The sequence below is a fragment of the Chryseobacterium amylolyticum genome (genome assembly GCF_051011775.1).
Taxonomy (GTDB): domain Bacteria; phylum Bacteroidota; class Bacteroidia; order Flavobacteriales; family Weeksellaceae; genus Chryseobacterium.
In genome coordinates this window covers 1094899-1121039 of sequence record NZ_JBPCHX010000001.1, presented here as the reverse complement: position 1 = coordinate 1121039, position 26141 = coordinate 1094899, and the positions used below count along the sequence as shown (strand labels likewise).

Below are 26141 nucleotides of genomic sequence, written 5' to 3'. Positions count from 1 at the left end.
TGAGAAAAATGAGAAAAATTACAACAATCATAGCATTTGCTGCAATTAGCTTTGTCAATATAGGATGTGACAGGTTTTTAGATATTCAGCCAGAAGGAAAAGTAATTCCTGTTACTGCCGAAGATTATCGACAGGTACTTACATCAGCCTATTCAAAATACCCCGTTCACAAGTCTCTGGTAGCACTTCGTACCGATGAGGTAAATATTGATGACAATGGAGTAGATTTTGTTTCTTATCGTGAAATGGCAATGTGGAAGGATTCGAATAATGATCCTACATCTACGGAATTTCCATGGCTGAGGTTTTATTCTGTAAACTTCTACCTGAACCAGATTATCAATGAAGGAAGCAAAACCATGCAGGACTCTCCGGAGAAGAATCAGATTTTAGCAGAAGCTTATGCCCTTCGTGCTTACCTGTATTTTGATATGGTGAATTTATACGGAAAACCATACAACAGTGCTACGGCTTCTACAGACAAAGGAGTTCCCATCAACCTTGAAATTGACCTTGAGGCGGTATTGAAACCATCGTCAGTACAGGAAGTGTACAATCAGATTCATGCAGATATGAAAAAAGCAGAAGATCTGATGGTAGAGCAGAAACAGGTGCTGGGAGTCAATTACAGGTTCTCAAAAACAGCATTGCTGGCTTTTGAAGCCAGAACAGCTCTTTACGAAGGAGATTGGAACAAAGCATTGAATTACGCCGATCAGGTGCTGGCGGTAAAAGGAGACTTAGTGAACTTAAATACCGTAAATACTCCGCCCAACCATTATGCTTCCCCGGAATCTATTATGGCTTTGGACAATACATGGGACAATTCTATAAAGAATTTGTCTTTTGCATCTCCAGAACTGATTTCTTCATACAATAATGCTGCAGATAAAAGGTTTGGCATATACTTTGAAAAAAATGGGAATAAGTATAAGGTAATTAAAGGAGGGAGCTTAGAATTCAAAGTGTCTTTCAGAACAGCAGAACAGTACTTTATAAAATCTGAAGCATTATTAAAATTGAATAAACTTAATGAGGCAAAAGAAACAGTTCTTAAAGTAGTAAAAAACAGATACACTCCGGAAGGATTTACTTCAGTACAGAATGCGGTGAACTCAATGGATTCTACAGCATTTATGAAGTTTATCCTGGATGAGAGATTCAGAGAATTTGCTCTTGAAGGGCAAAGATGGTTTGATTTAAGAAGAGCCAATCAGAAAAAAATAAGCCACACCATCAGTGGCAAAGAATATATTCTTCAGCAGAATGATCCGCGATATACCATCGAATATCCAATGAGCGCGAAGAAGAATAATCCTAATCTATAGAACTTCATATCAAATTCAATACAGAGGAAACCGCTTGAACTTAATTGTTTCAGCGGTTTTTTGTACTTTTGCACCGTTATGAAAATTGCCATTATAGAAGATGAACTGCTGGCTGTTAATTATCTGAAAAACCTTTTGGATATACAGAGCATAGTCCCTGTTACAGAGACTGTTATTCTTCGTTCCAAAAAGCAGGCAATTGATTTTTTTGAGAAAGATTCAGCAGATCTTATCTTTATGGATATCCATCTTGGTGACGGAATGAGCCTTGAAATTTTCGAACAGGTGGAACTTTTTACCCCAGTTATTTTCATTACCGCATTTGATGAATATGCCATGAGGGTCTTCAGGCATTTTACGATTGACTATCTTCTCAAGCCTTTTGAAGAAGAAGACCTGCATAAAGCTTTACAGAAATTTATATCCATAAGAAACAATTTTGATCCTGAACCGGTCCTTAAATCTATGTCCTCATTACGCCAGACAGAAGGTGGGGTGATGAAACGTTTTATGGTGAGAGAAGGGAACAAGCTTAAATCAATAGACGAACATAACACAGCTTATTTTTTTGCCTCAGGGAAATACCTTTTCCTGACTACAAAAGATCATCAGACTTATATTTATGATGATACCATTAAAGATATTATCCAGAAGCTGAATCCGGAAATTTTCTTTAAAATTAACCGGAAATTTATTGTTAATAAAAATGCAGTTACGGAAATCATCAAGCATTCAAGCCAGAAGGTAGAATTGAAACTTTCTCCCGAACCTGAAGTGAGCACAGACGTTTTTATCAGTAAACCCCAGATTGCTGAATGTCTTGGCTGGCTGAACAGCTGATTGTAGTCATTTATTAACTTTTTGGATTAATTATTACTTTTAATCAATATTCAGTTGAAAAGTATATACACAAAAAAACCTCTAAAATAAATTAGAGGTTTTGAAGTGGTTTCTCCAGGAATCGAACCAGGGACACATGGATTTTCAATCCATTGCTCTACCAACTGAGCTAAGAAACCATTTATGTTTTTGTTTATTACTTCGTTGTTTTAAAGTGATGCAAAAGTATAACATTTTATGATACCGCGCAAATATTTTGTTTATTTTTTTGAAGAAATATCCTGATGCAACTTGTTTTTGATTTCAATGTGCTGTTCATCAGTGTTTTGATAGATTCTTATTTTTTCGTTTTTTCCTACACTTTACTTTTTCAGATGGGAATAATTTCCCGCTGTATTTTAAACAGGGAACAAAATAAGTTGATTTTCAATAGAGAGAACTGGCAAACAACTGATTTATAATACCTAATAATCCTAACAAGTGTTAGTCGTACTATTACTACAGTTTTTGAAATTTAATAATAAATATCACTTGCTTTTTGTAAATACGTCTATATTTGGTGATATATAAAACGAACAATCACAATATATTAACCATTAAAATTTACTATCATGGCAGAAAGAAATTCAAGAGGAATTTTAAAATTCAACAACGGTGAAGGACAAAAGCTGTTAAAACTTAACTATAGCGTATCAAGATCTACAGACGTATCAGGGCGTGTAGCATCAGATCCTTCCAATGCACTTATCAAAATTACGGTAGAAGCTACTGAAAAATCAGACATCCTTGAAAGCTTACTGAACGGTAAATACAAACCTACCGTAGGAGAAATCACTTTCAACAAATCTCATGAAGAGGGAACTTTAACAACATTAAAGTGGAACAACGGTTATGTTATCCAGCACGAAGTAGACTTTGATGCGGTAGATGACAACAGTATGTATATCAGCTTTGTGGTAAGTGCAGAACAGATAGATCTTGGAAATTCTTCTTATTTCGGAGCGTGGCCTTCCTAAAAATATTCAGAATTTAAATATCAGGGCAGAATAGTACACCCGTTTCAGGGGATACTGTTCTGCCTTTTCTAACCTTATAGAACTCTTGGTTATTAGATAAAGTTCTGAAAAACACCTAATCACTATGAATAAAAATATCTCGAATTCCGATAAGATTTCTGAGAATCATATTCCCGGAATCAACCGTGTGGTGAAGCTGGATATTGTGATTGAAGGGAAAATTATCAAACACTTCAAACATTTCCGTCTGCAGCAAAGTGCAAGGCGGCATCACAATTTTGAACTCATCCTGGCTCACGATTCTCTTGGAGAAGCCCAGAACCATACACTGGAACAGGCACGCCAGTTTCTTGGAAAAAGAATTACCATTGTTTTCAAATACAAAGATTATGAAAGTGAAAGCCCGGAAAGAACTTTTGTAGGAGTTATTACTAAAGCCGCTTTCAGCCAGGAAAAAATGAGTCTGGGAAATATTGTACTGAGAGGGCAAAGCCCAACCATTCTCATGGACGCTGCTCCCCATACTCAGAGTTTTGGAGGAGATCAGGCTGTTAATACAGGAATTATTGCCAACAAAATACTTAAAGAAGCACTGGGATCGGAGAAATTCGATTTCAGAGTAGATACCCAGAATAAAAGCTATATCAATTACAGCTCACAATATAATGAAACCCATTACAATTATCTTGCAAGAACAGCAGAAGCATATGGAGAACAATTTTATTACGATGGTGAAGTTCTTCATTTCGGAAAGCTTCCGCCTTCTGAGAAACCGATCAGGCTTGTATATGGGAGCAATGCAACGGATGTTCAGGTAGAACTGAATGCTGTACATACCCATCCTGAGTTTTTTGGATATAACAGCAGTAGCCATACAAAAATGCTGGGTTCTGAAAATAATATCAGACACTTAGGGGAAATTCCGTCCAAGGCTTATGAACTGAGCAGTACGATCTTTAAAACCCGTTCACTTTCTCCGGCACCTATCAATGCCAATATGTTTGTGGATGTAAGTGATTCCCAGAAAAGTGCTGCAGGAAGTGCTGCCGTAGAAGTATTTACGGTTTCAGGAAATACAACTGTTCCATTTTTGTACCCGGGATGTCTTGCCGATATGGAAATGCGTAAGCCCGATACCAGCCAGACGTCTTACTTTACAAAACTTACGGTTACCGAAGTCTTGCATGAAGTTAATGCAAGAGGGTACTACAGCGGAAGCTTTGAAGCTATTGCTGACGGAACAGGTTTTATGCCCAAACCGGATTTTATACAGCCTAAAGCCGAACCACAGGTTGCTACCGTTATTTCCAATACTGATCCCCTTAATCAGGGGAGAATACAGGTAAGATTTGACTGGCAGCAACATCCTGATACCACTCATTTTATCAGAATGATGAGCCCCGATGCAGGAGGAACAGATGTTATTACACAGAACAGAGGTTTTGTGGCGGTTCCTGAAGTGGGGGACCAGGTAATGGTTGGGTTTGAATATCATCATCCTGATTTTCCGTTTGCCATGGGAGGTATGTTCCATGGGCAGGTGGCACTGGGAGGAAGTATCAACAACCATCTTAAATCTATCCAGACAAGAAGTGGAAATAAGGTGATCTTTAACGATCAGGAAGGAAGTATTTTCATTGAAGACCCTAGCGGAAATACTTATCTCATGGACGGAAAAGGAAATATTGTTGTCAATGCTCCCAAAAACATCACCTTCACTGCCGGAGAAAATGTACAGATCAATGCAGGTAAAAATATCATTGCTTCTGCTCAGAGAAATGTCAATATTATGGCCGGAGAAGATATCACAGAAACAGCCAATGATGACTACAGTCTAACGGCAAGTAATATCATCGAAACGGCAGAAGCGGGAAGAAAATCTACAGCCAAAAATATTACGGAAAATATGGAATCCGGCTCTTACATCAGTACAAAAGATGCGATTAATGTAGAAAGTGCCAGGGAAGTGCTTATCAATAGTGGTAAACAGGTAAAAATGCAGTAATATGGCAGGCGAAGGCGGAAATATTGTTAGGAATGTTTTTGGGAAATCCTATAAAGAAGCAGAACATATCATGAAAGATGCTTCCAAAGGAACTCTGGATTTTAAATCCCCTCAGGAAAATACCTTTTATGGAAAAAAAGGAGGGAAGAAATTTGATGAATACCAGGCGAAAGAGCAAACAAAACCGCTACAGGTAAAAGCGGTAAAATGCTATGAAGATTTTGCATGTACAAAAGAGATTAAAATTATAGAAAAAGGGAAAAGCTATTTTTTTAAAGCCATTCAATACAACAGAACGCCAACAAAATCAGAATTGAAAAGCCTTAAATGGGCTATACAGTATGATGATACAAATATAGCCAATGCACCACAGGTAACCGGTGAAGAAAAGATTTCTTATGCAGTACCGAAAGAAAGAAATATAGCCAAACTGAGAGTATATGCCTTTTTTAAAGAATATAGCCCGAATGTAAAAGCAGAAGTATATTTAATAAAAGAAGAGATAGTAATCATTATAGGTACTGAGCAGCACTCAACAAATATTGCAAATAAACTGATGTTTCCAGGAGAAGCAGTCAGAAAAGTCCGTACCCAATATCCTAATTACCCCTTTGTAAAAGTAGCCCTGTTTACCGACGGATATTCTGAAAATCAGTTGTCAACAATAACCAATGATTTAATTAAGCATAATAATGGCTTAACAGTAATAAGAGTTACTACGATAGATGATGTTATTAATATTATTAATTCTGGAAACAGGGATAGTGCAGCTTTTGATAATAAAAGAAGAGTAAAGGAAATTTTTGCATACTCTCATGGTTATGTAAGAAACGCAACCAATGAGGGAGTAATAGCATTTGGGTATGAGGGTAAAAATGCGGATAAACAAGAACTTGATGCCAAAAGCTTTTCAAAAGTTAATCCGGCTGTTTTTTTAGATGGAAATGCATCTGTATTTTATTCTTATGCGTGCAGAACAGGTATCGGAACAAGTTCGGAGACCACTACAAATGCTTTTAAAGATAAAAGCTTGGCTCAAAAAATGGCTAATCATGGTAAATTAACAGTCTATGGATATATGAGGAGATCACTGTATGAAGATGCATGGGGAACACAGAACCATAGGGATACTTATGCATCAGATCATGATGAAGGAGGATCAGCCTGGGAAAACTTTAAAACAGATTTAAAAGACACGTATCAGTCGGATCCAAAAGATATGGATACTTATAATAAATACAGAAAAAAAGAAATAAAATTAGATAAAGCAATCTGGAATCCGGATGGGGCATATTTGGATGTAAAAGCAGGTACCTGGCCCGTTGGTGTACCGGCAACTTATGAAAAATTTTTACCAAAATAATATTATGAAAATAAAAACTCTTCTCACATTAATTTTTACAGCCCTAATCTTAATAAGCTGTAATAAAAGTAAGGATTTGGGCGGATACAGGGAAAATTATAGTTTAGAAAGTGGTTCTGCCATTATTGATACAACCGCATTTAAAAATTTTGTAGGAGAGATTCCCCGATCATTTAATAAAAATGTACATCAGCTGAGCAAAAAAATAACCTTTAAAATAAACCATTCAGACGGTATTGACCTGAAAGGAAACAGGATATTAATTACTTTGGAAAATGAAAATATTTATTTTGGAGATTATCATCAGGATATAGCAGTCAATGTTGGCTATGATCAGCCTTATTACGCAAGTTTAAGGTTTTATATCATAAATGATAAAAATAAGACCATTAACAAGTTTACTTCAGATCTTCACTATCCGATTTTTAAAAAACAATATAATGAAGCAGATGTTAAGCTTTTGTCTGACTCAAAAAGGATATACAATGATTTACAAACATCATATGAAATTACTAATATCCCGGATGAAATAGCTGAAAAGAAATAAAGCTTTGGATCAGTAGTAATACAATTAATACAATTTTTATTCCGGAAATATGAAGAAAAGAATAGTAACTGCAGGAGGATTTATAGGAATATTATTCTCAATATGGGATTCAGTGATTGATAAAGCAGATTCCGCTTTATCAGAGGATCATTTAGCCGGATTTATTTTCCATTCGGTTTTTAGTATGAAAACATTCGTATATCTGTTGATTGGTGGGGTCTCAGGATGGATAATAAGTTTAATGATTCATAAAATAAATGAGCTGTACCGTGAATGGAATGACTTTTAAACAATGGTAATAACAAAACAGTATGGTAGAAACGAGAGTAAAACCTTTCCAGAAATATATATCAGGCATTCACAATTACCAGGTAGAGAATGCCCTTGAAATACATTTTGGAGAAGCAAAAGGTTTTTATTCATCCTATAAAATCATGCTGGAGGAAAAAATAAACGAAGACCATACAAAAAACTGGCTGATACGAAAGATTGATGATCCTTCTTTTCCTTCTGAAAATAAATTCATGGAAATTCTCCATATTCTGGAACAAAGCTCTTATCCTTTAGAAATAAAAGTAGATGAAAGAGGGAATTTTCTTGGGGCCGCAGATCATCAGAAAAATATAGAGAACTGGAAATTGAAAACAGCTGGTCTTCAGGAAAAATATCAGAATGCTGATGTTTTCAGAAATCAGTATCTGGCTGCGTTTGAAGACGAAGCCGCTTTTTATAAAAATAAATTGAAAGAACCATTCTGGAACCTGTTGTTGTTTGCACCCTACTATGTAGATAACGGAGGGAAAAATAATGAATCCATCATATGGAATATCAAAGGAATCGGTAATGTAGAATGTATAGGAATTATTCATGCAGAGCAGAGAGAATATGGTTTTGAAGCTTTTTTTACTTCAGAGTCCCATGTTCAAGATCATGTAAAAGAAGAATTAGCTAAAAAATACCCTTATCTGGTGGGACAATATCAGGCGAAATTATATATAGAAATGGAATACAGTTCCTCAAAAAAACAGTATTCCAAAAAGAAGGCTGACTTTATATTGTCAGATGGAGAAAAAACAGTATACCGGGAAACGATCACAATGACTTAAACTTTATGAACAAATGACATGGCGGATAAAGGATACATCATTATAGAAGGAGCCACTGCATACTGCAGCAGTTCTGTAACCAATAACTCCAGTGGGACAGCCGTTCCGATGGAAGTGAAAAGCCAGAAAAAGAAGCTGGGCAAAAACAAATATTTTGCGCAAAACAAGCCTGTAGCCACTTACCTTGATGATAAAGCAGACAGCTTCGGAGGGGGAAACGGATTTGGAAACTGTAAAGGCTCAGATGGGAAAACTTACCCATGTAAAGGCAAGTGCAATATCAAATATAAAGACTATTACGAAAATGTAGAATTCAACAAGAGTATGAAAATACTGTTGGATGCTTCCACGGGAAATTGTCCAGGATATGGAGTTCCCGGAACCATCGCTTTTGCAACCACCGGGCAGGCCAATAATGTTTCACAAATTGAAGTGAAAGAAGCTGACGAATTTTCTGTAGCTAATGCTTCACCGCAATGGCCAACATCCTCTGCCGCGGAGACAAGTATTGCTGTATCTTCCATTTCGATGGCAAAACCTGTATTGGCAGACAAACCTGCCGGAAATTATTACTATATCAAAGGAATGAATGGTCCTTTGTTTCCTGTTACAAACCCTTTTGATCATAATGATAACCTGGAATTGAAAGCTCAGTTCAAAGGAGATGAAAAGAAGATTATCTGGGCGCTGTTCAAAGGAGAAGGAACAAAAGATAAAATAAAAACGTTTATCGGGCTGGGCAGCAATTTCAGCCAATCTATGAGTAAGATATTTGATGGTCTCACAGAAGGGAAGTACAGACTGGAAGCTTATGGTAAAAAGGCTGGTGACGCCAAATGCTCAATCAATATAGAAATCATACAGGATTTCGTTAAAAAAATTGTTAGTCCGGGAGCTTCAACATTGATTAATATTCCACTACCATTATCAATTGAGCGGAAACTCAACATTACAACAGATCAGACAAAAATACTGAACAAAGGATTCTTTATGCCTGTAAATACCGTTCAATGGACGGTAAAACAAGGAGCAGCAGTCTTGTATAACAGTTCTTCCGGAGCATCTTCTTCGCATCTTGTTTCCGTGACAGGTGTTGGTGACCGTGTTATTCTTACTTTTAAAAATGCGGGTAAATATACTGTAGAAGCATTTACAGATCCTACAGATCCCAAACCGCAGTCTGTAGAAGTTAAAATTGAAAACAGTCTTGGCGTAATGGGAGTAAAAGGAGAGCCCGGACTGGTAAGATTCAATGATACAATCAAAGTGCAGGCTTCGAAGTTTAATGTTGCTTATATGCCTTCGGGAACTTCAGTATATTGGTATCTTAAAAAAGAGGGGATTGGGAGAGTGGCATTATTTGAAGGTTCACCCTCCTTCAACACTGGCATAATCAATAAAAAAGTCGCTGAACTTTTGTATAATGATGCAAAATTAACCAGTGATCAGTATTTTGGAAAATATGTGCTGGAGGCTTATGCCAATCCGGTTGGAGCTGGAAAACAGCCCGGGTTTTCCGGATCAGACTGTTTCAATTTTGAGGTGATCCAAAATGTTATTGATAAATTCACCCTTCCGGCTGCCAATATTCCGAAAGGAACAAAAATAAAATATACCGCAACGGCAAGAATTGCTACGCTTGTAGGTAATGAAGCTATAAAAATAGAAGCTCCGGATAAAGTTATCAATAACGGAGACGGAACCATAACATTTAACGACCTTGGTGAATATACTATTTCAGCATATTTAACCGGAGATTATACAGACAGTAAAAAAATTGAAGCCAAAGTAAAAGTTTCAGAACCGACTGTCAAAAGAGCGCTTTGGGCTTATGGAACCGGTGTGAAACGTACCGAAACCGGATTTGGAGAAGAGACCTATGGATTCCTTGAAATTGACGGACTTCAGAATCAGGCTTTAAAGATTAAAATCTGGGTTAAAGGAGAAGGTGATGATTTCTATAAAGAGAAAGACAAATACATGCTGGAGGAAAAAACCGTCACGCTTAACAGTGAGGGTAAAGCATCTTTCCTTATTACGACTAATGAGGATTACAAGAAAAAAATGGTGGCTGCCATTCCTAAAATAACTGAAAATCCCAATCCGTCTTACCGTCTGGTATTTACGGTAGAGCTTCAGGCAAGCTCGTCTGCGGATATTGTGCTTCCGGGGAATATTACCATTCAGGGAACTAAACCTGTGGTGGTAGACAACACTACAACTTATCTGGAAGTTTTAGATTCCAATGAAGAGCTGGTGATCACCTCCGAACAGAAAATTGTCTCCATTATGTTCTCCACGGAAGACGGAAAAGATATTCAGCGGATGCAGACTTTCTATGGTAAAACCCATAAACTTTGGGTACATACCGTTAATATGACTGAAGAAGTCCTGAAAATTGATGTTCTGAAAGAGATTCCCAAAGAAGGATTAAATGAGAAAGACCATATTACTTATACTCATGAAAGCAAACAAAGCTATAACGAAGAAAAAACAGGAAAAGACGGTTTGCTGGAAGTTTCCTTCACCGTAAAAGAAGAATGGAAAAATCCGCCTAAAAACTTTGATTACTACATAGCACAGGTCTCACGTCAGGTTCAGGATCCTGCTGATCCCAAAAAGAAAGTCTGGAAAATAGAAAAAAGCCAGTTTACAATTAACAGTACACTTCCTGCAGATCTTGTCCGGACAGAGGATATGGAAAAACTGGGGATTCATGCAAAAAAGAAAGATGGAACCCCTTTTACAAAAGAAGAAATGCTGGAACTGAGAAAACAATTTATTTTTTACGAAAGCGGCTGCCTTAAAGTGTCTCAGAAAGAGACTCCTGAAGCTATTGAGAATGATGTGATGCCGGTGGTTGTGGAAATGGCAGAGGTGAGAAAGCAGAAAACATGTTATTGCAACCGCGGTTTTACAGAAAAAGAAATGGAAGACCTCATTAAAACAATGACAGGAGGTACTGAAATCTGGCAGGGAATAAAGGAAAGCTGTGATATTACGGATAAAACCATCAAAAGCTTAACAAGTGAAGTAAATGCAATGTTTGCGAGTAACGGAATCAACCGCTGCATGCAGAAAATGTCATTTCTGGCAAATGTATCCGAAGAAACCGGCTTTTTTGTCCAGAGTAAAGAAGAAAAAAGTAAATATCTTTCCAGCCAGAGTACTTATAAAGGAAGAGGGATACTTCAGATTACAGGAACTGATGACGGAACAGGATATTACAATAATCCCGGACCCTATAAAAACTATGGAAAAGATAAATATGCTGATGAAAACAAATTTTTGGATGATAATGCAGATCTTATTTCTAAAGACCTTCATAATGCTGTAGATGTAGGAGGCTGGATTTTTAATTTTAAAAAAGTTCCTTTATGGGAGCTTAATCCTAAAAAACCATATTCTAAAGAATTAACAGAAACCCTTGCATGGAAGCGTACATACTTTAGTAAGGGACTGGGAAAAAACCTTACAGAACTTGGAATTCTGATGGAAGAGGAGGAAGAGAAATATTTTTTCCTGCAAGGAAAAATTTTAAATGGATACTCTCCTGAACATAGACTGGAAAAACCTCCAATAGGATGGGAAGGCCGTAAAAAAGCTTTAGAGAAGTTAAAAAAATGGTTTAAGTACGATAAAAAAGTATGTGATGGAGATGTGGCCATGCCAAATCTTGAAGGAAGGGCCCCATGGATGGAACTGGTTTGGAAGGAGGAAGCTAAAAATCTTGTAGAAACGGGAACTAATAAAGAAATCCAGAAGTTTTTTGATGGAACCCCTTATGAAAATGCAATGAATAATGGTACAGAAAATGAAACGACTATTGCATGGTGTGCGGCTTTTGTTAACTGGATTATGAAACACTACGGTTACGAAGGAGTTACTACTGAAAAAGGATATGATGCCGTAAGGGCGTTAAAATGGGCAACGTGGGCAGAAGGGAAAGACCTGAAAAAGCCTGTTTACGGGGCAATTGCTGTGAAAACAAGAACCGGAGGCGGGCATGTAGGTTTTGTTGCTGGAAAAAAAGGAAATAAAGTCGTTATTTTAGGAGGTAATCAATCACAGAAATTGTATTGCGTAGCTTATGAAATTTCTGATTATTATGCCTATGTAGTCCCAACAAATTACGAAATTACAGACGCAGATTATAATTTACCGGAATATAAAGGAAATCCTGGTGCAAAAGGATCTGAACTTTAAATAAAAAAAGAAAATGAAACATAGAATTTTAATGAGCCTGCTTTTTATTTCATCTGCTTTAGTATCATGTCAAGATAAAAAGGCTGAAAGCAATAAGAATGTGACAGCTATTACAGAAAGTTCAGCAGGTCTGCAATTTAATCAAGATGTTAATGCTATGCTAAAAAAACAGTTAGAATACGGAAAACCTTCTTTTGATAATCCATACCTGTATTCTGAAAAAGATCTGGAAGTAACTACCCCAATACTTAATCAATTGTTATTGGATAACGGATATAAATCCTTAAGTAATGAAGAATTTAACAACAAAATTAAACAGATTTTTAACCGCATTATTGATAAAAATTCCAGCAATAAGTTTCTGTATGTCAATTTTATTGATAAGTGTGATAAGGAGCTGCATTTCTTTCCAAATAATGCAGAGAATAATGGGATATTCGTAGTCAAAAATCAGAACTTCATCACTGATCTTTATCCGCTTCCCGCAATTATTGATTATCAAAAAACATATTCCGAAACAGCCCGGGAAGAGAATTCAGCTCCCGGAAGCTATAAAGACGCAAGTGGAAATGAAGTAAAGAAATATTTATGGAAAGACGTTTCCAATCTGAAAGAACAGAGAAAAAAGAATTTGCAAACATTAATCGCTCGAAACTTATATCTATTTAATGAAAACAAAGCTCAGTATAAATGGCTTACCCTTAATGATTCATATTTTATGGATGCTTTGGTAAAGACTTTTGGTTATACACAAGATACTGACTTGCTGAGCTGGGTTATTGAAAGAACAAAATTTGATAAAAAAGATCCATCTGACTACGGTAAATTATTCTGGATAAAAGATTGTGATGAAAATATAAGGCTTCATACCAATACGTTTAAGGTACTCCAAAAACTGTATCTTCCCAATGATTCTTCTGAGAACAGATTTATTCTGGATAATATTAAATCCTATTTAGAGTATCTGGGGAATAATGATAATCCTGAATCAAAAGTTTTAAAAGAAGCTGAAAAGATAAAAATAATGGCTAATCTCGCTTATTTTGCAGAACAGTATAAATATAATCCTTCCTATAATGAAGGAACAAAAATGATGGGCAGGTTACGCTTCTTTTTGGGGGATAGTTCCAAAGAAATCTTGCAGAAAAATAATTACTTTAACCTTCCAAAGTTTAAAGAGTGGTGGGACAATGCAGACTATGACGAATATTTTGTTGAAGAATGTGAATACAATGGTACTTGCGGTCCGGATAATCAGCCCATGAATATTACAGAATGGAGAAAACAGCATCCTAAAAAATAAAAAGAAAAGCACAGTCAGAAATGGCTGTGCTTTTTCAACAGAACATTTCAATCTCTTAAAAACAAAAAAACCTCTGACTAATCAGAGGTTTTAAAGTGGTTTCTCCAGGAATCGAACCAGGGACACATGGATTTTCAATCCATTGCTCTACCAACTGAGCTAAGAAACCATTATATTTTTGTTTGACTTACTTCGTTGTTTTAAAGTGATGCAAAAGTAGTAAGTTTTAGTATACAAAGCAAGTATTCATCGTACTTTTTTTGAATAAAGTTAAAAACTTACTGATTATCAGCCGGATTATTTTCCTGCTCCTTTCTGATCTGTTCGCTCATCTCTTCCAATACCGGTTTTATCGTGTTTTCCGGAAGATCACTGATTCGGATATACATCAATCCATCGATCGCATCATTAAAGTTTGGATCCACATTAAAAGCAATTACTTTTGCATTCTGTTTGATGTATTTTTTGATCAGGACAGGAAGTCTCAATTCAGGTTCAAGATCATCAATAATCTTATCCAGCTTGTTGAGGTCAGATTCCATTTCCTCAAAGAAGATGTTTTTATCCCTGTCACGAAGCTTTACCTTGTATTCATTCCTTGGAGTGATATATTGAGCAACTGCAGAATCAAAATAATTGGAGCGCATAAATTCGATCATCAGTGATTTTGAGAATTCTGAGAATTTATTGGAGATACTTACACCCCCCATAAGAAATTTATGGTCAGGATTTCTCAGGCATACATGGACAATTCCCCTCCATAAAAGGAAAAGAGGAAGAGGTTTCTGCTGATATTCCTGGCAGATGTAGGCACGGCCCATTTCAATTACCTTTTTAAAGAAAGGATGGATGTCCTGCTCAAATTCAAATAAAGAACTCGTATAAAAGCCTTTGATGCCATATTTCTTCATGACCTCTCTACCCAGTGCCATTCTATAGGCTCCAACCAGTTTTTTCTCACCATTATCCCAAAGGAAAAGATGATGGTAATGTTTATCATACTCATCAAGGTCAAAAGGAAGATTACTTCCTTCACCCACAGCACGGAATGTAAGCTCTCTCTGACGTCCGATTTCCCTCATAATAGAAGGAATTTCCTCATAAGTCGTAAAGTAAATCTCATAATTTCCGTTACTGAACAGCATTTTATCTGTCCCTCTCAGTTTATCAACATCCTTGATGATATCTTCAAGAGGCGTTTCATCTATAATATTCTGAACAATATTTTCTTCTTTCAGCAAAGGGAATTTTACCGATAAATTCTGAAGATTGATACTCTGAGCAAGAGATTTTCTTTTTTCATAATAAGATTTCATCATATAAACCTTACGTTTCAGAAACTCGCCCAATTCCTCTATTGTTTCCATATCATCCATTGCCTTTACGGTGATAGGCCGCCCAATTCTGATTCTGATAGGTTTTTCCCTGTCATTCATCATTTCTGCGGGAAGCATCAGAGTCTGTAAATTCGGGTGAAGTTTGGCTACCTGATAAAAAAGCCGGCTGTTTTTGGCATGGAAATACATCGGAACTACAGGGACCTTAGCCATTCTGATAAGCTTAAGTGCTGTTTTTTCCCATTCTTTATCTAAAATTTCTCCGTAAGGATTATTCTTGTTGGAAACTTCTCCTGCCGGAAAAATACCTACGCAACCTCCGTTTTGCAGGTGTTTGAGCGTTTCACGCATTCCCGAAGAGCTGCTGTAAGCTTCTTTTCTGTTTTCAAAAGGATTTACAGCGATTACATACGGTTCCATCGGTTTGATCTTTTCCAAAAGGAAATTACCCATTACCTTGAAATCCGGGCGAACCTCTGTCAGGATCTTGCACATCAGGATTCCGTCAATAGCACCCAGCGGGTGATTGGAAACCAGAATAAACGGCCCCGTTTTCGGAATTTTTGCCAGGTCCTCTTCAAAAGCTACATAGCTTAGGTTTCTTTCTCTCACAAATGAGTCGAAAAAGTCTTTGCCTTCCTTATCTTTTAATTTATCGTATAATTTATTTACTTCATTTATTTTAGCAATGCTCATCACAGCAGATGCTACCGGGTTCTTAAGGAACCCGATTTTATTTAAGCCGGAAGCTTTGATCAGATCGTTTTTCGAAATTAAACTCATGTGTGTTTAGTCGCAATTAATATTATTGTGTTACCATTTGAAGAGTATTCTTGGAAATTTGTTCCAATAATACATTTTTTTCATGGTAAAATTGATCAATGTGATCCTTCTTCGCATTTCTTACTGTGAATAAAGATACATTTTTAATTGCTTCGGTTTTAAAAATTTTTTGAAGCTCTTCGTTGAGCTCATCAATATGATTAAACTTATCTTCCAGGCACAATGCCAGGGAGATTGCAGAATTCTGCATTAAGGAAACTTTGATTTTATATTTGGATAAATATCCGAAAATCAAACTCATATGGTCCTCCGCAATGAAGGAAAAGTCTCTTGTGGAGATTTTCAGAAGGTCCTGGTTTTCTTTCAGAATATAAGTTTCCTCTTGTTGGTTTTTTTCAGAAGCACCTACTTTTGTTCCCTCTTTGGCAGGATCTACGAAAGATTTTACATAAAAAGGAATATTTTTCTGCTGCAGCGGCTGCAATGTCTTCGGGTGAATAACACTTGCACCGTAATAAGCCATCTCAATCGCTTCCTCGTAGGAGATATTGGACAGCAGCTTTACATCACTGAACTTTCTTGGATCTCCCGTCATTACTCCCGGGACATCTTTCCAGATGGTCATCGCTTCTGCATTTAAGCAATAGGCAAAAATGGCAGCGGAGTAGTCAGAGCCTTCTCTGCCTAATGTTACCGTAAAATTATTCTCGTCAGACCCAATGAATCCCTGAGTTACATAGCAGATTTCAGGATTAAGATTTGAAATAAATTCTTCAGTTCTTGTCCAGTCTACTGTACCTTCTCTGTATGAATTATCTGTTTTTATATAATCTCTGGCATCTAACCATTGATTGGTAAACTGGATCTCATTCAGGTACTCACTTACGATTTTCGTAGAAATCATTTCTCCGCAGCTTACTACCTGATCGTATACAAAGTTGTAGTTGGGAGACTTGTTTCTTCTTAAAAAAGAATCAATATCATCAAAAAAGAGATTGATTTCAGCAAAAACCGCATGGTTTTCAGAGAAAAGTCCTTCCGCAATCTCAATATGTTTTCGTTTTATCTTTTCAATTTCAGTTTGATAGGTATCTTTTTTGAAATAAAGCTCTACAACTTTTTCCAACTCGTTGGTCGTTTTGCCCATTGCCGAAATCACCAGCAAACATTTGGCAAACCCCTGGCTTTGTAAAACCCTGGACACGTTTTTAACACTGTCAGCATCTTTTACAGATGCTCCACCAAACTTGAAAATTTTCATTAAATTGTTAAAAATAAAATTGTTAGATAAAAAATTACATGAGTTTTTTACGGACGTCAAAATTATAAATTTACAACGAGATATGAAATAGCCCGGAGGAGAGATAGAATTAAGATTTCCTTAAAATCAACGATTCATGAAATAATCCGACTTTTCATGAGTCTGATGTCACAAATTTGGGCCTGGAATTTTGGGCAGAAACCTTCTGTTATGATATTTTAGTTTTGTATTGTGTTGAAATACAGTTAGTAATGACAGCTGTAATTAAATTTTCTTAATGCGATAAATTTTCCGAAATTTGGGCAAAACGTAAAAAGAAAAATATGTCAAATCAACCATTACAGACTTTAGGAGAATTTCTTATAGATAAACAGGACGATTTTCAGTATTCTACAGGTGAATTCTCTCGTCTTCTAAGTGCAATAAGATTGGCTTCGAAAGTGGTAAACAGAGAAGTAAACAAAGCCGGAATTGTAGATATAACAGGAGCTGCAGGAAATCAGAATATTCAGGGAGAAGAACAGCAGAAACTTGATGTAATCGCCAACGAAATTTTTATTACGGCTTTGTCTCAGAGAGAGGTTGTTTGTGGTATTGCTTCCGAGGAAAATGATGACTTTATTGATATTAAATGTGGTGAGAACGGACATTTAAGTAAATATGTAGTACTTATTGATCCTTTGGACGGATCTTCCAATATTGACGTTAATGTATCGGTAGGAACTATTTTTTCTATCTACAGAAGAGTTACAGAACCCGGAACACCTGTACAGCTGGAAGACTTTTTACAGAAAGGAATCAATCAGATTGCAGCGGGATATGTTATTTACGGTTCATCCACAATGATTGTTTATACAACAGGAAATGGGGTAAACGGATTTACATTAGATCCATCATTAGGAACTTACTATCTTTCTCATCCAAACATGACGTTCCCAAAAACAGGTAAAATTTATTCCATCAACGAAGGAAATTACATCAAGTTTCCTCAGGGAGTAAAGAATTATCTTAAATACTGTCAGATGGAAGAAGGTGACCGTCCTTACACTTCAAGGTATATCGGTTCATTGGTGGCAGACTTTCACAGAAATATGCTGAAAGGAGGAATTTATATTTACCCTTCTTATTCACAGGCTCCAAACGGTAAATTGAGACTTTTATACGAATGCAATCCTATGGCGTTTCTTGCAGAGCAGGCAGGAGGAAAAGCAACAGACGGATTCCGAAGAATTCTTGAAATAGAACCTACTGAACTTCACCAGAGAATCCCGTTCTTCTGCGGAAGCGTAGAGATGGTAGAAAAAGCCGAAGAATTTATGCGAATTGACAGCGTAAAATAAATGGAAGCAACATATCTGAAATATTTATTACAATTTAAACGCCCGAGTGGAACATCTCGCGGCGTTTTGCTTGATAAGGAAACTTTTATCCTGACTGTTTCTGAAGAGGGAAGAAAAGGGATAGGTGAATGTGCTGTTTTCAGAGGATTGAGTTTTGATGACAGACCTGATTATGAAAAAAAACTGGAATGGCTTTGTGAAAATATCAACCTGGATGCAGCTTTTCTGAAAGAAGAACTGAAAGAATTTCCATCGATCTGGTTTGGTTATGAACAGGCTGTTCTGAACCTTAGAAATGGCGGAAACCTTTATTTTCCAAGTGATTTTACCGAAGGAAAATCTTCTATTACCATCAATGGCTTGATATGGATGGGAGATGCAGCGTATATGGAAGAACAAATTCATGAGAAACTGGAAAAAGGTTTTCATTGCATCAAATTAAAAATCGGGGTTGATTGGAAATCTGAACACATTATCCTTCAGCAATTAAGAGAGAAATTTTCCAAAGATCAGTTGGAACTGCGTGTTGATGCCAATGGAGGATTCAGTAAAAACGAAGCGGTAGTTGTTTTAGAACAGCTTTCTGATCTTCATATCCATTCTATTGAACAACCTATCAAAGCCGGAAACTGGAATGATATGGCTGAATTGTGTGCAAAAACTCCCACTCCGATTGCATTGGATGAAGAGCTGATCGGAATTATTGATCCTGAAAAAAAGAAACAGCTTTTAGAAAAAATTAAGCCACAATATATAATTTTAAAACCTGCATTGGTAGGAGGTTTTTCCGGTTCGGATGAATGGATCTCCCTTGCTGAGAATCATAATATCGGTTGGTGGATCACATCAGCTTTGGAAAGCAACATTGGGCTGAATGCTATCGCCCAATATACTTTTACCAAAAAAAATCCAATGCCTCAAGGTTTAGGCACTGGAGCTTTATTTGTTAATAATTTTGAATCCGGTTTAGAACTCAGAAATGAGCTGCTGTGGTTCAAAATATAGCTGATAAAAGTTTAATTAACATAATGGTGGAGTGAATCTGGACATGTAGCTTGTTCACAGTAGTCCGGTGCCCATGATCTGCAGCACATAGCAGCGGGATCCCATTTGTAACATTCAAGCGGGTATGTTCTTTGATTTTAGTTCATTTCATTTATTTTTCATGATAATGAATACGAATCTTTTTTAGTGTATTAAATATGGATTTGGTTGGTTTCAGTTTTTAACCTGCAATCCCTTCCTGTTCAGAACATTTGAATTTTTTTTAATCCGGTCTGTAGGAGGACCTGGCAGTAGTGGATCGAATATTTTGTTGATTTAGAGGTTGTTACACAATTAAATCACATCCTTTACGAAAATAGCTTTCTTGATATAGTTTAATATATTAGAAAACCTTTTTTTAATCTGTCCCATAATTAAAAATTGTAATTCCCTAATAAATGAATTAGCAATCATTGTGCCATACTGGTGGTTTTTAGAGAATTTTTAACGTATAATTCATTTTTTAGGGATTATTTTAATTATTTGTTAAGAAATAATTGTGAAAATGTTTTCACTCTCTTTAGATCTGCCGGTAATAAGATTTCTGTCAATTCCGTATAAATTCTGGAAGATATCATTTTGAACCTGAGAGCTGGAAAGATATCCCCAATGGTTTCCTATTTCATACTTTAAGCTGTTCAGAAGGTCATCTTTTACAAACGTACAGTCGATAACAGAAACAATATCTTTATACTGTTCAATGTCGCTCGGGCCATTTTTACCAAGCCGTGGGGTGAGAATATTTTTTGTAAACTGAGAAGCTCCGAGAATAATATCCTGCCTGTTTAAATAAATGGAAATTCTGTTAGCCAGTAAAGGAAGTTTATTAAATGAATCTTCAGCATCTTCAAATACTTTATAGCTCACATCTGCATTTAACAGGAGAACCTGATCGATAACACGAAGGATATTTTCCCTTTTAAGGCTGTATAACATACTTTGAAGCACTCTGTTTCCCATAGAATGGGCCATAAGATGTATCCTCTGATTACAGGGCGCAAGATCCCTGTTGGAAAAAATATCTTTTAAAAATTGGGTGTAGAAATAAAACAATCTCATCAGAGATGTTCCCGAGTTGATGCTGGAAGCTTTATCATCAAAATAGCTTAATGGGATCATACTGCCGGAAGCCGGCCAGCTTACGAATAAAATATGTTCTACTGGAGATGCCGGATTATCAATGAATATTTTCTTAAGATCGAGAATAGCTTTTAATTCATCATCAAAATCATATAAATAACCATGGATAAATATCAGGACGTCGCTTCTGTCTTTAGTGGAAGACATGTTTTTGTACAGTTCATAAAACATCCTTTGGGTTCCCCCTAGATTATTGGCAGTAAGGGATGATTTTTTAATTCCTTTTTCACTCAACAGAACTTCCAGAACCTCTTCATATCCCTGCTTTTCGGGTTCTGAAAAAAGCTTGTAATTTAAAATATTTCTGTTGGTATAGTCTTTTTTCTTTTTAACCTGCGCTGTAGGCTCCGTATAATTTTCAAAATCACACTTGGCAATTCTGAAATTAGGAATCGAGTATTCTTCATTGGAAAAAGAGTCTACTCTTTCACCTTTATGCCGGATAATTTTCCGGTTGCTTAAGATATAAACAGCCATGATGGTTATTGGTTATAACGGTTTTAGTTTTCCTAAATTAGTGAAAAATATTGAATTTCAGCTAATAACGGTTTTAAACTATGACTTTTACAAAAGCTTATTTTTCCGTAACTTTGTAAAACTTTTTTGCTAAAAACAAAAGCTACTTTAATGGAAGAAGAAAAAAAATCCCTCAATTTTATTGAGCAAATTATTGAAGATGATCTGGCAAACGGTCTGAAAAGAGATCAGATCCGTTTCCGTTTTCCGCCTGAACCCAATGGTTATCTGCATGTAGGTCATACAAAAGCGATCTGCATCAACTTTGGTCTGGGCGAAAAATACAACGCTCCCGTTAACCTTCGTTTCGACGATACGAACCCTGAAAAAGAAGAGCAGGAATTCGTAGATTCTATCAAGAAAGACGTTGAATGGCTTGGGTTCAAATGGGATAAAGAATTGTATGCATCCGACTACTTCCAGCAGCTTTACGAATGGGCAGTACAATTGATTAAAGAAGGAAAGGCGTATGTAGATGAGCAGCCTTCTGAAGTGATTACCGAGCAAAGAAAAAATCCTACAGAACCGGGAGTGGAATCGCCTTACAGAAACCGTCCGGTAGAAGAATCTTTGGACCTGTTTGAAAGAATGAAAAACGGGGAGTTTGAAGAAGGAACAATGTCACTTCGTGCCAAAATCGATATGCTTTCTCCCAATATGAATATGCGTGACCCTGTGATGTACAGAATTCTGAAAAGACCGCACCACAGAACAGGTACCGCTTGGAAAATCTATCCGATGTACGACTGGGCACATGGTGAATCAGATTACCTAGAGCAGGTTTCGCACTCATTGTGTTCATTGGAGTTTGAAAATCACAGACCTCTTTATAACTGGTATCTGGATCAGGTATATGATGAATCTAAGGTAGCTCCCAAGCAGAGAGAATTTGCAAGGATGAATGTTTCCTATATGATTACTTCCAAAAGAAAGCTGCAGAGATTAGTGGCTGAAGGGGTTGTAACCGGATGGGATGATCCCAGGATGCCTACTATTTCCGGAATGAGAAGAAAAGGATTTACTCCGGCTTCTATCAGAAACTTCATTGAGAAAGTAGGGGTGGCAAAAAGAGAGAACCTTATTGAAATTCAGTTGCTTGATTTCTGTGTACGTGAAGACCTTAATAAAGTTGCCAAGCGTGTGATGGCTGTTGTAGATCCGGTGAAATTAGTGATCGAAAACTATCCTGAGGGCAAGGAAGAATGGTTGGAAACTGAAAATAATCCGGAACAGGAAGATGCAGGGACGAGAGAAATTCCGTTCTCAAGGGAGTTATATATTGAAAGAGAAGACTTCAAAGAAGAAGCTAATAATAAATTCTTCAGACTTAAATTAGGTGGGGAAGTCCGTTTAAAATCTGCTTATATCATTAAAGCGGAGAGGGTAGAAAAGGATGAAAATGGGGAGATTACAACCATTTACGCTACTTATGATGAGAAGAGTAAATCAGGAAGCGGAACAGAGGAAAGTTTAAGAAAAGTAAAAGGAACTTTACACTGGGTATCTGCAAAACATGCTATTCCTGTAGAAGTAAGAATCTACAACCAACTGTTTACAGTGGAACAGCCTGATGCGGAAAAAGACGTAGATTTCTTAAACTTCATCAACCCGGAATCTGTAACAACGGTAAAAGGATTTGCGGAACCAGGTCTGAAAGATGTTGCGGTGGGAGAGCCATTACAGTTCCAGAGAATCGGATATTTTACGAAAGATCAGGATTCTACAGATGATACATTGGTATTCAACCGAACAGTAACATTGAAAGATTCTTATAAACCTGAATAATCTTCAGGAAAAGATCATAAACCAAAAGCAGGACTTCATTTGGAGTCCTGCTTTTTTGTTGGAAAACGCAAAGGCGCTAAGAATTTTGTGCATGTGATTATTTTTAAGGCGCGAGAAAATCGAAGATTTCCAGCAAGTGTAATGCCTATCATCACTATTCTTATCTTTAGGAATAAAAGCAGTATACAATTTTATCGAGATAAAATCTTCGCGTCTTAAAAGCGGTTGAAAAAATAACCTTGCGTCCTTGCATTTTACAACATACAATTGATAACCTGAATACTTTAAAAATATTTGATAAACAAAATCAGAACTTCATTGAAGTCCTGATTTTATTTTAATAGTTTAAAATCTGAAATAAGATTCTATTTCAGGAAATCCTTGTCCTGATAGGCGGGGTTTGGGTATTTATAAAATCCTTCTCCAGCCAGTACTCCCAGCTTTCCTTTATCAATATACTCTTCTTTTAATTTCTCAACAGCTTTGATCTTTAGCGGTTCCTGAGTTTCTTCAGCTTCCATCTTATTAATATGATAAGCCGTCGTAATTCCTACAATATCCAGAATTCCAAACGGGCCGGCTGGTGCTCCGGTAGCGACCATCCATGTCTTGTCGATCGTTTCTATATCTGAGACTTCATCTACCCAGAGATTGACTGCAGCGCCAAGCAGCGGAACCAATAATGAGTTGACAATATATCCCGGTTGTTCCTTCAGGATAGGCAGTGCTACCATTCCAATCGCTTTTGCAAAGTTGATAAGCGAATCAAATACTTCCTGCGAAGTTCCGGGATGACGCATTACTTCTCCGGTATTGTGCTTCCAGATTTCATTGGCAAAATGAAGGGCTACAAACTTTTCCGGCCTTCCTGTAGCTTCAGCAAACTGGCTTGGAAGAAGAGTGGAAGAATTCGTTGCAAATACGGTTTTTTCAGGGGCTACCTGCGCCAGCTTATGATAGAATTCCGTTTTAATGGCTGGATCTTCAGGAACAGCTTCTATCAGAAGGTCGGCATCTTTCACTGCTTCAGCAAGATCAGATGAATAGCTGATATTTTTAAATGTGGCATCAAGTTGTTCCTGCGTTGCACCCAGGTCTTTTTTATAAGCTTCACTTAGAGCAGTGAATTTACCTTTGGCTTTTTCCAATATTTCATCATTGATATCATATACGGTAACTTTGAAACCGTGATAGGCAGTCTGGAAGGCGATCTGATATCCCAATACGCCGCTTCCCGCTATCGTTATATTTTTGAAATCCATGTGATTTATTTTTAGTCTTTTATTCCTTTTACCCATTCCTGAAATCTGGTTAAGAAAGATTCATGCTCTTCTTTTTCATCAGGACGGTTTACCAGAATGTGTTCAAAATAAGTTCCTTTTAATATTTTTCTTAATATTCCTTCTCCTAAGAAAGGTTTATAGTCATTCAGAGCCTGAGTCGCTTTTAATAAATGTCGGATATCATACTGTAACGGATTGATGTCAGGAACCTGTTTGTTAAGGTTCAGAAGATTGTAAACGGCTATTCTCGCAGTTCTTACAGAACTTTCCATCGTGAAGACCACATCATTATTGGTTTCTACAAACTGTCCTACAAGACCCAGATTGGTACATCCTTCAGGAACCACTCTCGGGCGGTCTCCCATCGCTCTCGGCATAAACATAGACGTGATATAAGGCATGAATGCTGTACGTACAATTGTATTTTCTGTAACATTATCCAGCTGGTCTGCTATTCCAAGGTGATAACATAACTCCGCAAGAATTTCGTTTCCGGTACATTGAGGCATAGTTTTTTTGATATAATTACCTTCTTTATCCATCAGTAAAGCATATACCCAAACTACAAGGATATCATCAGGCTGAGTAGGGAAGTGTGGTTGTCTGTTGCAGGTAAAACTCATTACCCAATTGGAATCTGTAATGGTAATAATACCTCCTGTAGCGGTTCTTCCTGAATAAGGATCGTTCACACAAAGTTCTTTCAGTTTCTCTGTGAAAGCAGAAGGACGGCATGTTAAGGTTGCGGATTCCCAGGAAGATTTTTCAATATGGCTACAGAATTTTTCAGGTTTTCCGAATACTTGAGATTTTGCGGCAAGGTTTTTCCATAGTTTCCATCCGGCACTTTGTCCTGCACTGCTGTTATCTATTGTTACTTCAGGAACAGTATTGTTATCACCGTAGAAGGTACTTTCGGTCATAGATCCGGTAGTTACAATAACGTAATCCTCTTTACCAACCGGTATTCTTACTTCTTCTCCGTTTTGCTCAGTAATAATTCCTTCTACGGTTTTTCCTTCCGTGTTAATATGAATATCGAGATCTTTTACAAGGGTATTAAACTGAATCTGTACCCCTTTTTCTATCAGGAAGTTTTTTAATGGAGTTACATACGTGTCATACTGGTTGTATTTTGGAAATACCAGACATGAGAAGTCTTTCATTCCGTCAATGGCATGAAGGAACCTGTGCATATAAAGTTTCAGTTCCAGTAAGCTGTGCCAGTTTTCGAAGGCAAACATAGAACGCCAGAAGAACCAGAAATTACTGTTCAGGAAAGATTCAGAAAAATAATCTTCAATAGTAAGATCGTCCAGCTCTTCTTTTTTCTTTAACAGGAGCTTTACAATGGCCAGCTGATCTTTTTTCTCAAGTCCGAACTTACTGAAATCCTTGATCTGTCCCTGATTATGAATGAGTCTTGCTTTAGAATAATTCGGGTCATTGTCATTAACAAGACGGTATTCATCCAATACACTGTAAGGTGCAGGAAGCTCCAAAGCAGGAATATCCTGAAACATATCCCATAAATTTTCATAAGTCATGTCCATTTCCCTTCCCCCGCGGATGATGTAACCATCTTTTGCGTTACCGGCTCCATCCAGAGATCCGCCTTCAACATTCAGCTGGTCAAGGAAAATGATATTTTTGCCGGGTACACGGCCATCACGAATGAAATAGTAAGCGGCTGACATCCCGGCAATTCCGCTTCCTACAATATAGATTTTACTGTTTTCGTAAGACTGTAAAGGAATTCCTTTATTACGTTGATAGTTTCCGATCTGATCGGAGAAAGGCATCGTTTTTTCAGGAGTGTTAATCTGTACTTCTTTGCTTGAATCCGGTTCGTGGTTTACATTTCCAAACTGGTCAGAGGCATTTAAAACTTTATCAAATTTTGAATTGATCGTACTCATCTTTTATTGTTTTTAATTA

Annotated in this window: 18 protein-coding genes and 2 tRNA genes; 13 read left to right on the top strand and 7 right to left on the bottom strand. The window is 36.9% G+C overall.

The window, feature by feature from the left end; all coding sequences use genetic code 11:
* The first annotated feature begins 8 nt into the window (after positions 1–8).
* Both ACR1PO_RS04885 and ACR1PO_RS04880 read left to right on the top strand, forming a co-directional pair.
* Positions 9–1328 carry a RagB/SusD family nutrient uptake outer membrane protein gene (locus tag ACR1PO_RS04885; protein ID WP_433986031.1) on the top strand — a complete coding sequence of 440 codons (1320 nt, stop codon included), beginning with the start codon at positions 9–11 and terminating at the stop codon, positions 1326–1328.
* Positions 1329–1406: 78 nt separating this feature from the next.
* Positions 1407–2168: a LytR/AlgR family response regulator transcription factor gene (locus ACR1PO_RS04880; protein ID WP_433986030.1), complete on the top strand. Its 762-nt coding sequence runs from the start codon at positions 1407–1409 to the stop codon at positions 2166–2168.
* Between the two features lie 106 nt (positions 2169–2274).
* On the opposite strand, the gene ACR1PO_RS04875 is transcribed toward ACR1PO_RS04880, so the two are convergent.
* Positions 2275–2347: transfer RNA gene (locus tag ACR1PO_RS04875), tRNA-Phe, on the bottom strand.
* Positions 2348–2779: 432 nt separating this feature from the next.
* On the opposite strand from ACR1PO_RS04875, the gene tssD reads away from it, so the two are divergent.
* From tssD to ACR1PO_RS04835, 8 genes are all read left to right on the top strand, one after another.
* On the top strand, positions 2780–3184 hold the full coding sequence (gene tssD / locus ACR1PO_RS04870; protein ID WP_047421063.1) for a type VI secretion system tube protein TssD: 405 nt from the start codon (positions 2780–2782) through the stop codon (positions 3182–3184).
* Positions 3185–3308: 124 nt separating this feature from the next.
* Positions 3309–5189, top strand: a complete 1881-nt coding sequence (locus tag ACR1PO_RS04865; protein WP_433986029.1) for a type VI secretion system Vgr family protein — start codon at positions 3309–3311, stop codon at positions 5187–5189.
* A 1-nt stretch (position 5190) separates the two neighbouring features.
* Entirely contained in the window at positions 5191–6552 is a 1362-nt protein-coding gene (locus ACR1PO_RS04860) for a hypothetical protein (protein ID WP_433986028.1), read from the top strand.
* A gap of 4 nt (positions 6553–6556) precedes the next feature.
* Positions 6557–7099 carry a hypothetical protein gene (locus ACR1PO_RS04855; RefSeq protein WP_332388002.1) on the top strand — a complete coding sequence of 181 codons (543 nt, stop codon included), beginning with the start codon at positions 6557–6559 and terminating at the stop codon, positions 7097–7099.
* 49 nt (positions 7100–7148) lie between these two features.
* Positions 7149–7388, top strand: a complete 240-nt coding sequence (locus ACR1PO_RS04850) for a hypothetical protein (RefSeq protein WP_332388001.1) — start codon at positions 7149–7151, stop codon at positions 7386–7388.
* 22 nt (positions 7389–7410) lie between these two features.
* Positions 7411–8205 (top strand): hypothetical protein, encoded by a 795-nt coding sequence (locus tag ACR1PO_RS04845; protein ID WP_433986027.1) that lies wholly within the window; start codon positions 7411–7413, stop codon positions 8203–8205.
* Between the two features lie 18 nt (positions 8206–8223).
* Positions 8224–12411 (top strand): TIGR02594 family protein, encoded by a 4188-nt coding sequence (locus tag ACR1PO_RS04840; RefSeq protein WP_433986026.1) that lies wholly within the window; start codon positions 8224–8226, stop codon positions 12409–12411.
* Positions 12412–12424: 13 nt separating this feature from the next.
* On the top strand, positions 12425–13714 hold the full coding sequence (locus tag ACR1PO_RS04835) for a hypothetical protein (RefSeq protein WP_433986025.1): 1290 nt from the start codon (positions 12425–12427) through the stop codon (positions 13712–13714).
* 96 nt (positions 13715–13810) lie between these two features.
* Here ACR1PO_RS04835 and ACR1PO_RS04830 read toward each other — a convergent pair.
* From ACR1PO_RS04830 to ACR1PO_RS04820, 3 genes are all read right to left on the bottom strand, one after another.
* Positions 13811–13883: transfer RNA gene (locus ACR1PO_RS04830), tRNA-Phe, on the bottom strand.
* Positions 13884–13992: 109 nt separating this feature from the next.
* Complete coding sequence (locus ACR1PO_RS04825) at positions 13993–15834, bottom strand: bifunctional lysophospholipid acyltransferase family protein/GNAT family N-acetyltransferase (RefSeq protein WP_433986024.1); 1842 nt, start codon at positions 15832–15834, stop codon at positions 13993–13995.
* Positions 15835–15856: 22 nt separating this feature from the next.
* A complete protein-coding gene (locus ACR1PO_RS04820) occupies positions 15857–17095 on the bottom strand; it encodes an aspartate kinase (protein WP_433986023.1) in 1239 nt (412 codons plus the stop codon).
* Positions 17096–17418: 323 nt separating this feature from the next.
* Between ACR1PO_RS04820 and fbp the strand changes: the two genes are divergently transcribed.
* Together fbp and ACR1PO_RS04810 are read left to right on the top strand one after the other, a co-directional pair.
* The gene (fbp, locus tag ACR1PO_RS04815; protein ID WP_433986022.1) at positions 17419–18435 is read left to right on the top strand and encodes a class 1 fructose-bisphosphatase; all 1017 of its coding nucleotides are present in this window, start codon (positions 17419–17421) and stop codon (positions 18433–18435) included.
* Positions 18436–19440 carry an o-succinylbenzoate synthase gene (locus tag ACR1PO_RS04810; RefSeq protein WP_433986021.1) on the top strand — a complete coding sequence of 335 codons (1005 nt, stop codon included), beginning with the start codon at positions 18436–18438 and terminating at the stop codon, positions 19438–19440.
* A 525-nt stretch (positions 19441–19965) separates the two neighbouring features.
* On the opposite strand, the gene ACR1PO_RS04805 is transcribed toward ACR1PO_RS04810, so the two are convergent.
* Entirely contained in the window at positions 19966–21096 is a 1131-nt protein-coding gene (locus tag ACR1PO_RS04805) for an alpha/beta hydrolase (protein WP_433986020.1), read from the bottom strand.
* A gap of 150 nt (positions 21097–21246) precedes the next feature.
* Here ACR1PO_RS04805 and ACR1PO_RS04800 point away from each other — a divergent pair, with 150 nt between their 5' ends.
* Positions 21247–22920 carry a glutamine--tRNA ligase/YqeY domain fusion protein gene (locus ACR1PO_RS04800; RefSeq protein WP_433986019.1) on the top strand — a complete coding sequence of 558 codons (1674 nt, stop codon included), beginning with the start codon at positions 21247–21249 and terminating at the stop codon, positions 22918–22920.
* 365 nt (positions 22921–23285) lie between these two features.
* On the opposite strand, the gene ACR1PO_RS04795 is transcribed toward ACR1PO_RS04800, so the two are convergent.
* Together ACR1PO_RS04795 and ACR1PO_RS04790 are read right to left on the bottom strand one after the other, a co-directional pair.
* Positions 23286–24182 (bottom strand): 3-hydroxyacyl-CoA dehydrogenase, encoded by an 897-nt coding sequence (locus ACR1PO_RS04795; protein ID WP_332387991.1) that lies wholly within the window; start codon positions 24180–24182, stop codon positions 23286–23288.
* A gap of 11 nt (positions 24183–24193) precedes the next feature.
* Positions 24194–26122 (bottom strand): oleate hydratase, encoded by a 1929-nt coding sequence (locus ACR1PO_RS04790; protein ID WP_433986018.1) that lies wholly within the window; start codon positions 26120–26122, stop codon positions 24194–24196.
* Positions 26123–26141: the final 19 nt, after the last annotated feature.

Bases quoted from the DNA above. Each gene is read 5' to 3' on its own strand.
- ACR1PO_RS04885 (WP_433986031.1), top strand. From the start codon at position 9: ATGAGAAAAATTACAACAATCATAGCATTTGCTGCAATTAGCTTTGTC.
- ACR1PO_RS04880 (WP_433986030.1), top strand. From the start codon at position 1,407: ATGAAAATTGCCATTATAGAAGATGAACTGCTGGCTGTTAATTATCTG.
- tssD (WP_047421063.1), top strand. From the start codon at position 2,780: ATGGCAGAAAGAAATTCAAGAGGAATTTTAAAATTCAACAACGGTGAA.
- ACR1PO_RS04865 (WP_433986029.1), top strand. From the start codon at position 3,309: ATGAATAAAAATATCTCGAATTCCGATAAGATTTCTGAGAATCATATT.
- ACR1PO_RS04860 (WP_433986028.1), top strand. From the start codon at position 5,191: ATGGCAGGCGAAGGCGGAAATATTGTTAGGAATGTTTTTGGGAAATCC.
- ACR1PO_RS04855 (WP_332388002.1), top strand. From the start codon at position 6,557: ATGAAAATAAAAACTCTTCTCACATTAATTTTTACAGCCCTAATCTTA.
- ACR1PO_RS04850 (WP_332388001.1), top strand. From the start codon at position 7,149: ATGAAGAAAAGAATAGTAACTGCAGGAGGATTTATAGGAATATTATTC.
- ACR1PO_RS04845 (WP_433986027.1), top strand. From the start codon at position 7,411: ATGGTAGAAACGAGAGTAAAACCTTTCCAGAAATATATATCAGGCATT.
- ACR1PO_RS04840 (WP_433986026.1), top strand. From the start codon at position 8,224: ATGGCGGATAAAGGATACATCATTATAGAAGGAGCCACTGCATACTGC.
- ACR1PO_RS04835 (WP_433986025.1), top strand. From the start codon at position 12,425: ATGAAACATAGAATTTTAATGAGCCTGCTTTTTATTTCATCTGCTTTA.
- ACR1PO_RS04825 (WP_433986024.1), bottom strand. From the start codon at position 15,834: ATGAGTTTAATTTCGAAAAACGATCTGATCAAAGCTTCCGGCTTAAAT.
- ACR1PO_RS04820 (WP_433986023.1), bottom strand. From the start codon at position 17,095: ATGAAAATTTTCAAGTTTGGTGGAGCATCTGTAAAAGATGCTGACAGT.
- fbp (WP_433986022.1), top strand. From the start codon at position 17,419: ATGTCAAATCAACCATTACAGACTTTAGGAGAATTTCTTATAGATAAA.
- ACR1PO_RS04810 (WP_433986021.1), top strand. From the start codon at position 18,436: ATGGAAGCAACATATCTGAAATATTTATTACAATTTAAACGCCCGAGT.
- ACR1PO_RS04805 (WP_433986020.1), bottom strand. From the start codon at position 21,096: ATGGCTGTTTATATCTTAAGCAACCGGAAAATTATCCGGCATAAAGGT.
- ACR1PO_RS04800 (WP_433986019.1), top strand. From the start codon at position 21,247: ATGGAAGAAGAAAAAAAATCCCTCAATTTTATTGAGCAAATTATTGAA.
- ACR1PO_RS04795 (WP_332387991.1), bottom strand. From the start codon at position 24,182: ATGGATTTCAAAAATATAACGATAGCGGGAAGCGGCGTATTGGGATAT.
- ACR1PO_RS04790 (WP_433986018.1), bottom strand. From the start codon at position 26,122: ATGAGTACGATCAATTCAAAATTTGATAAAGTTTTAAATGCCTCTGAC.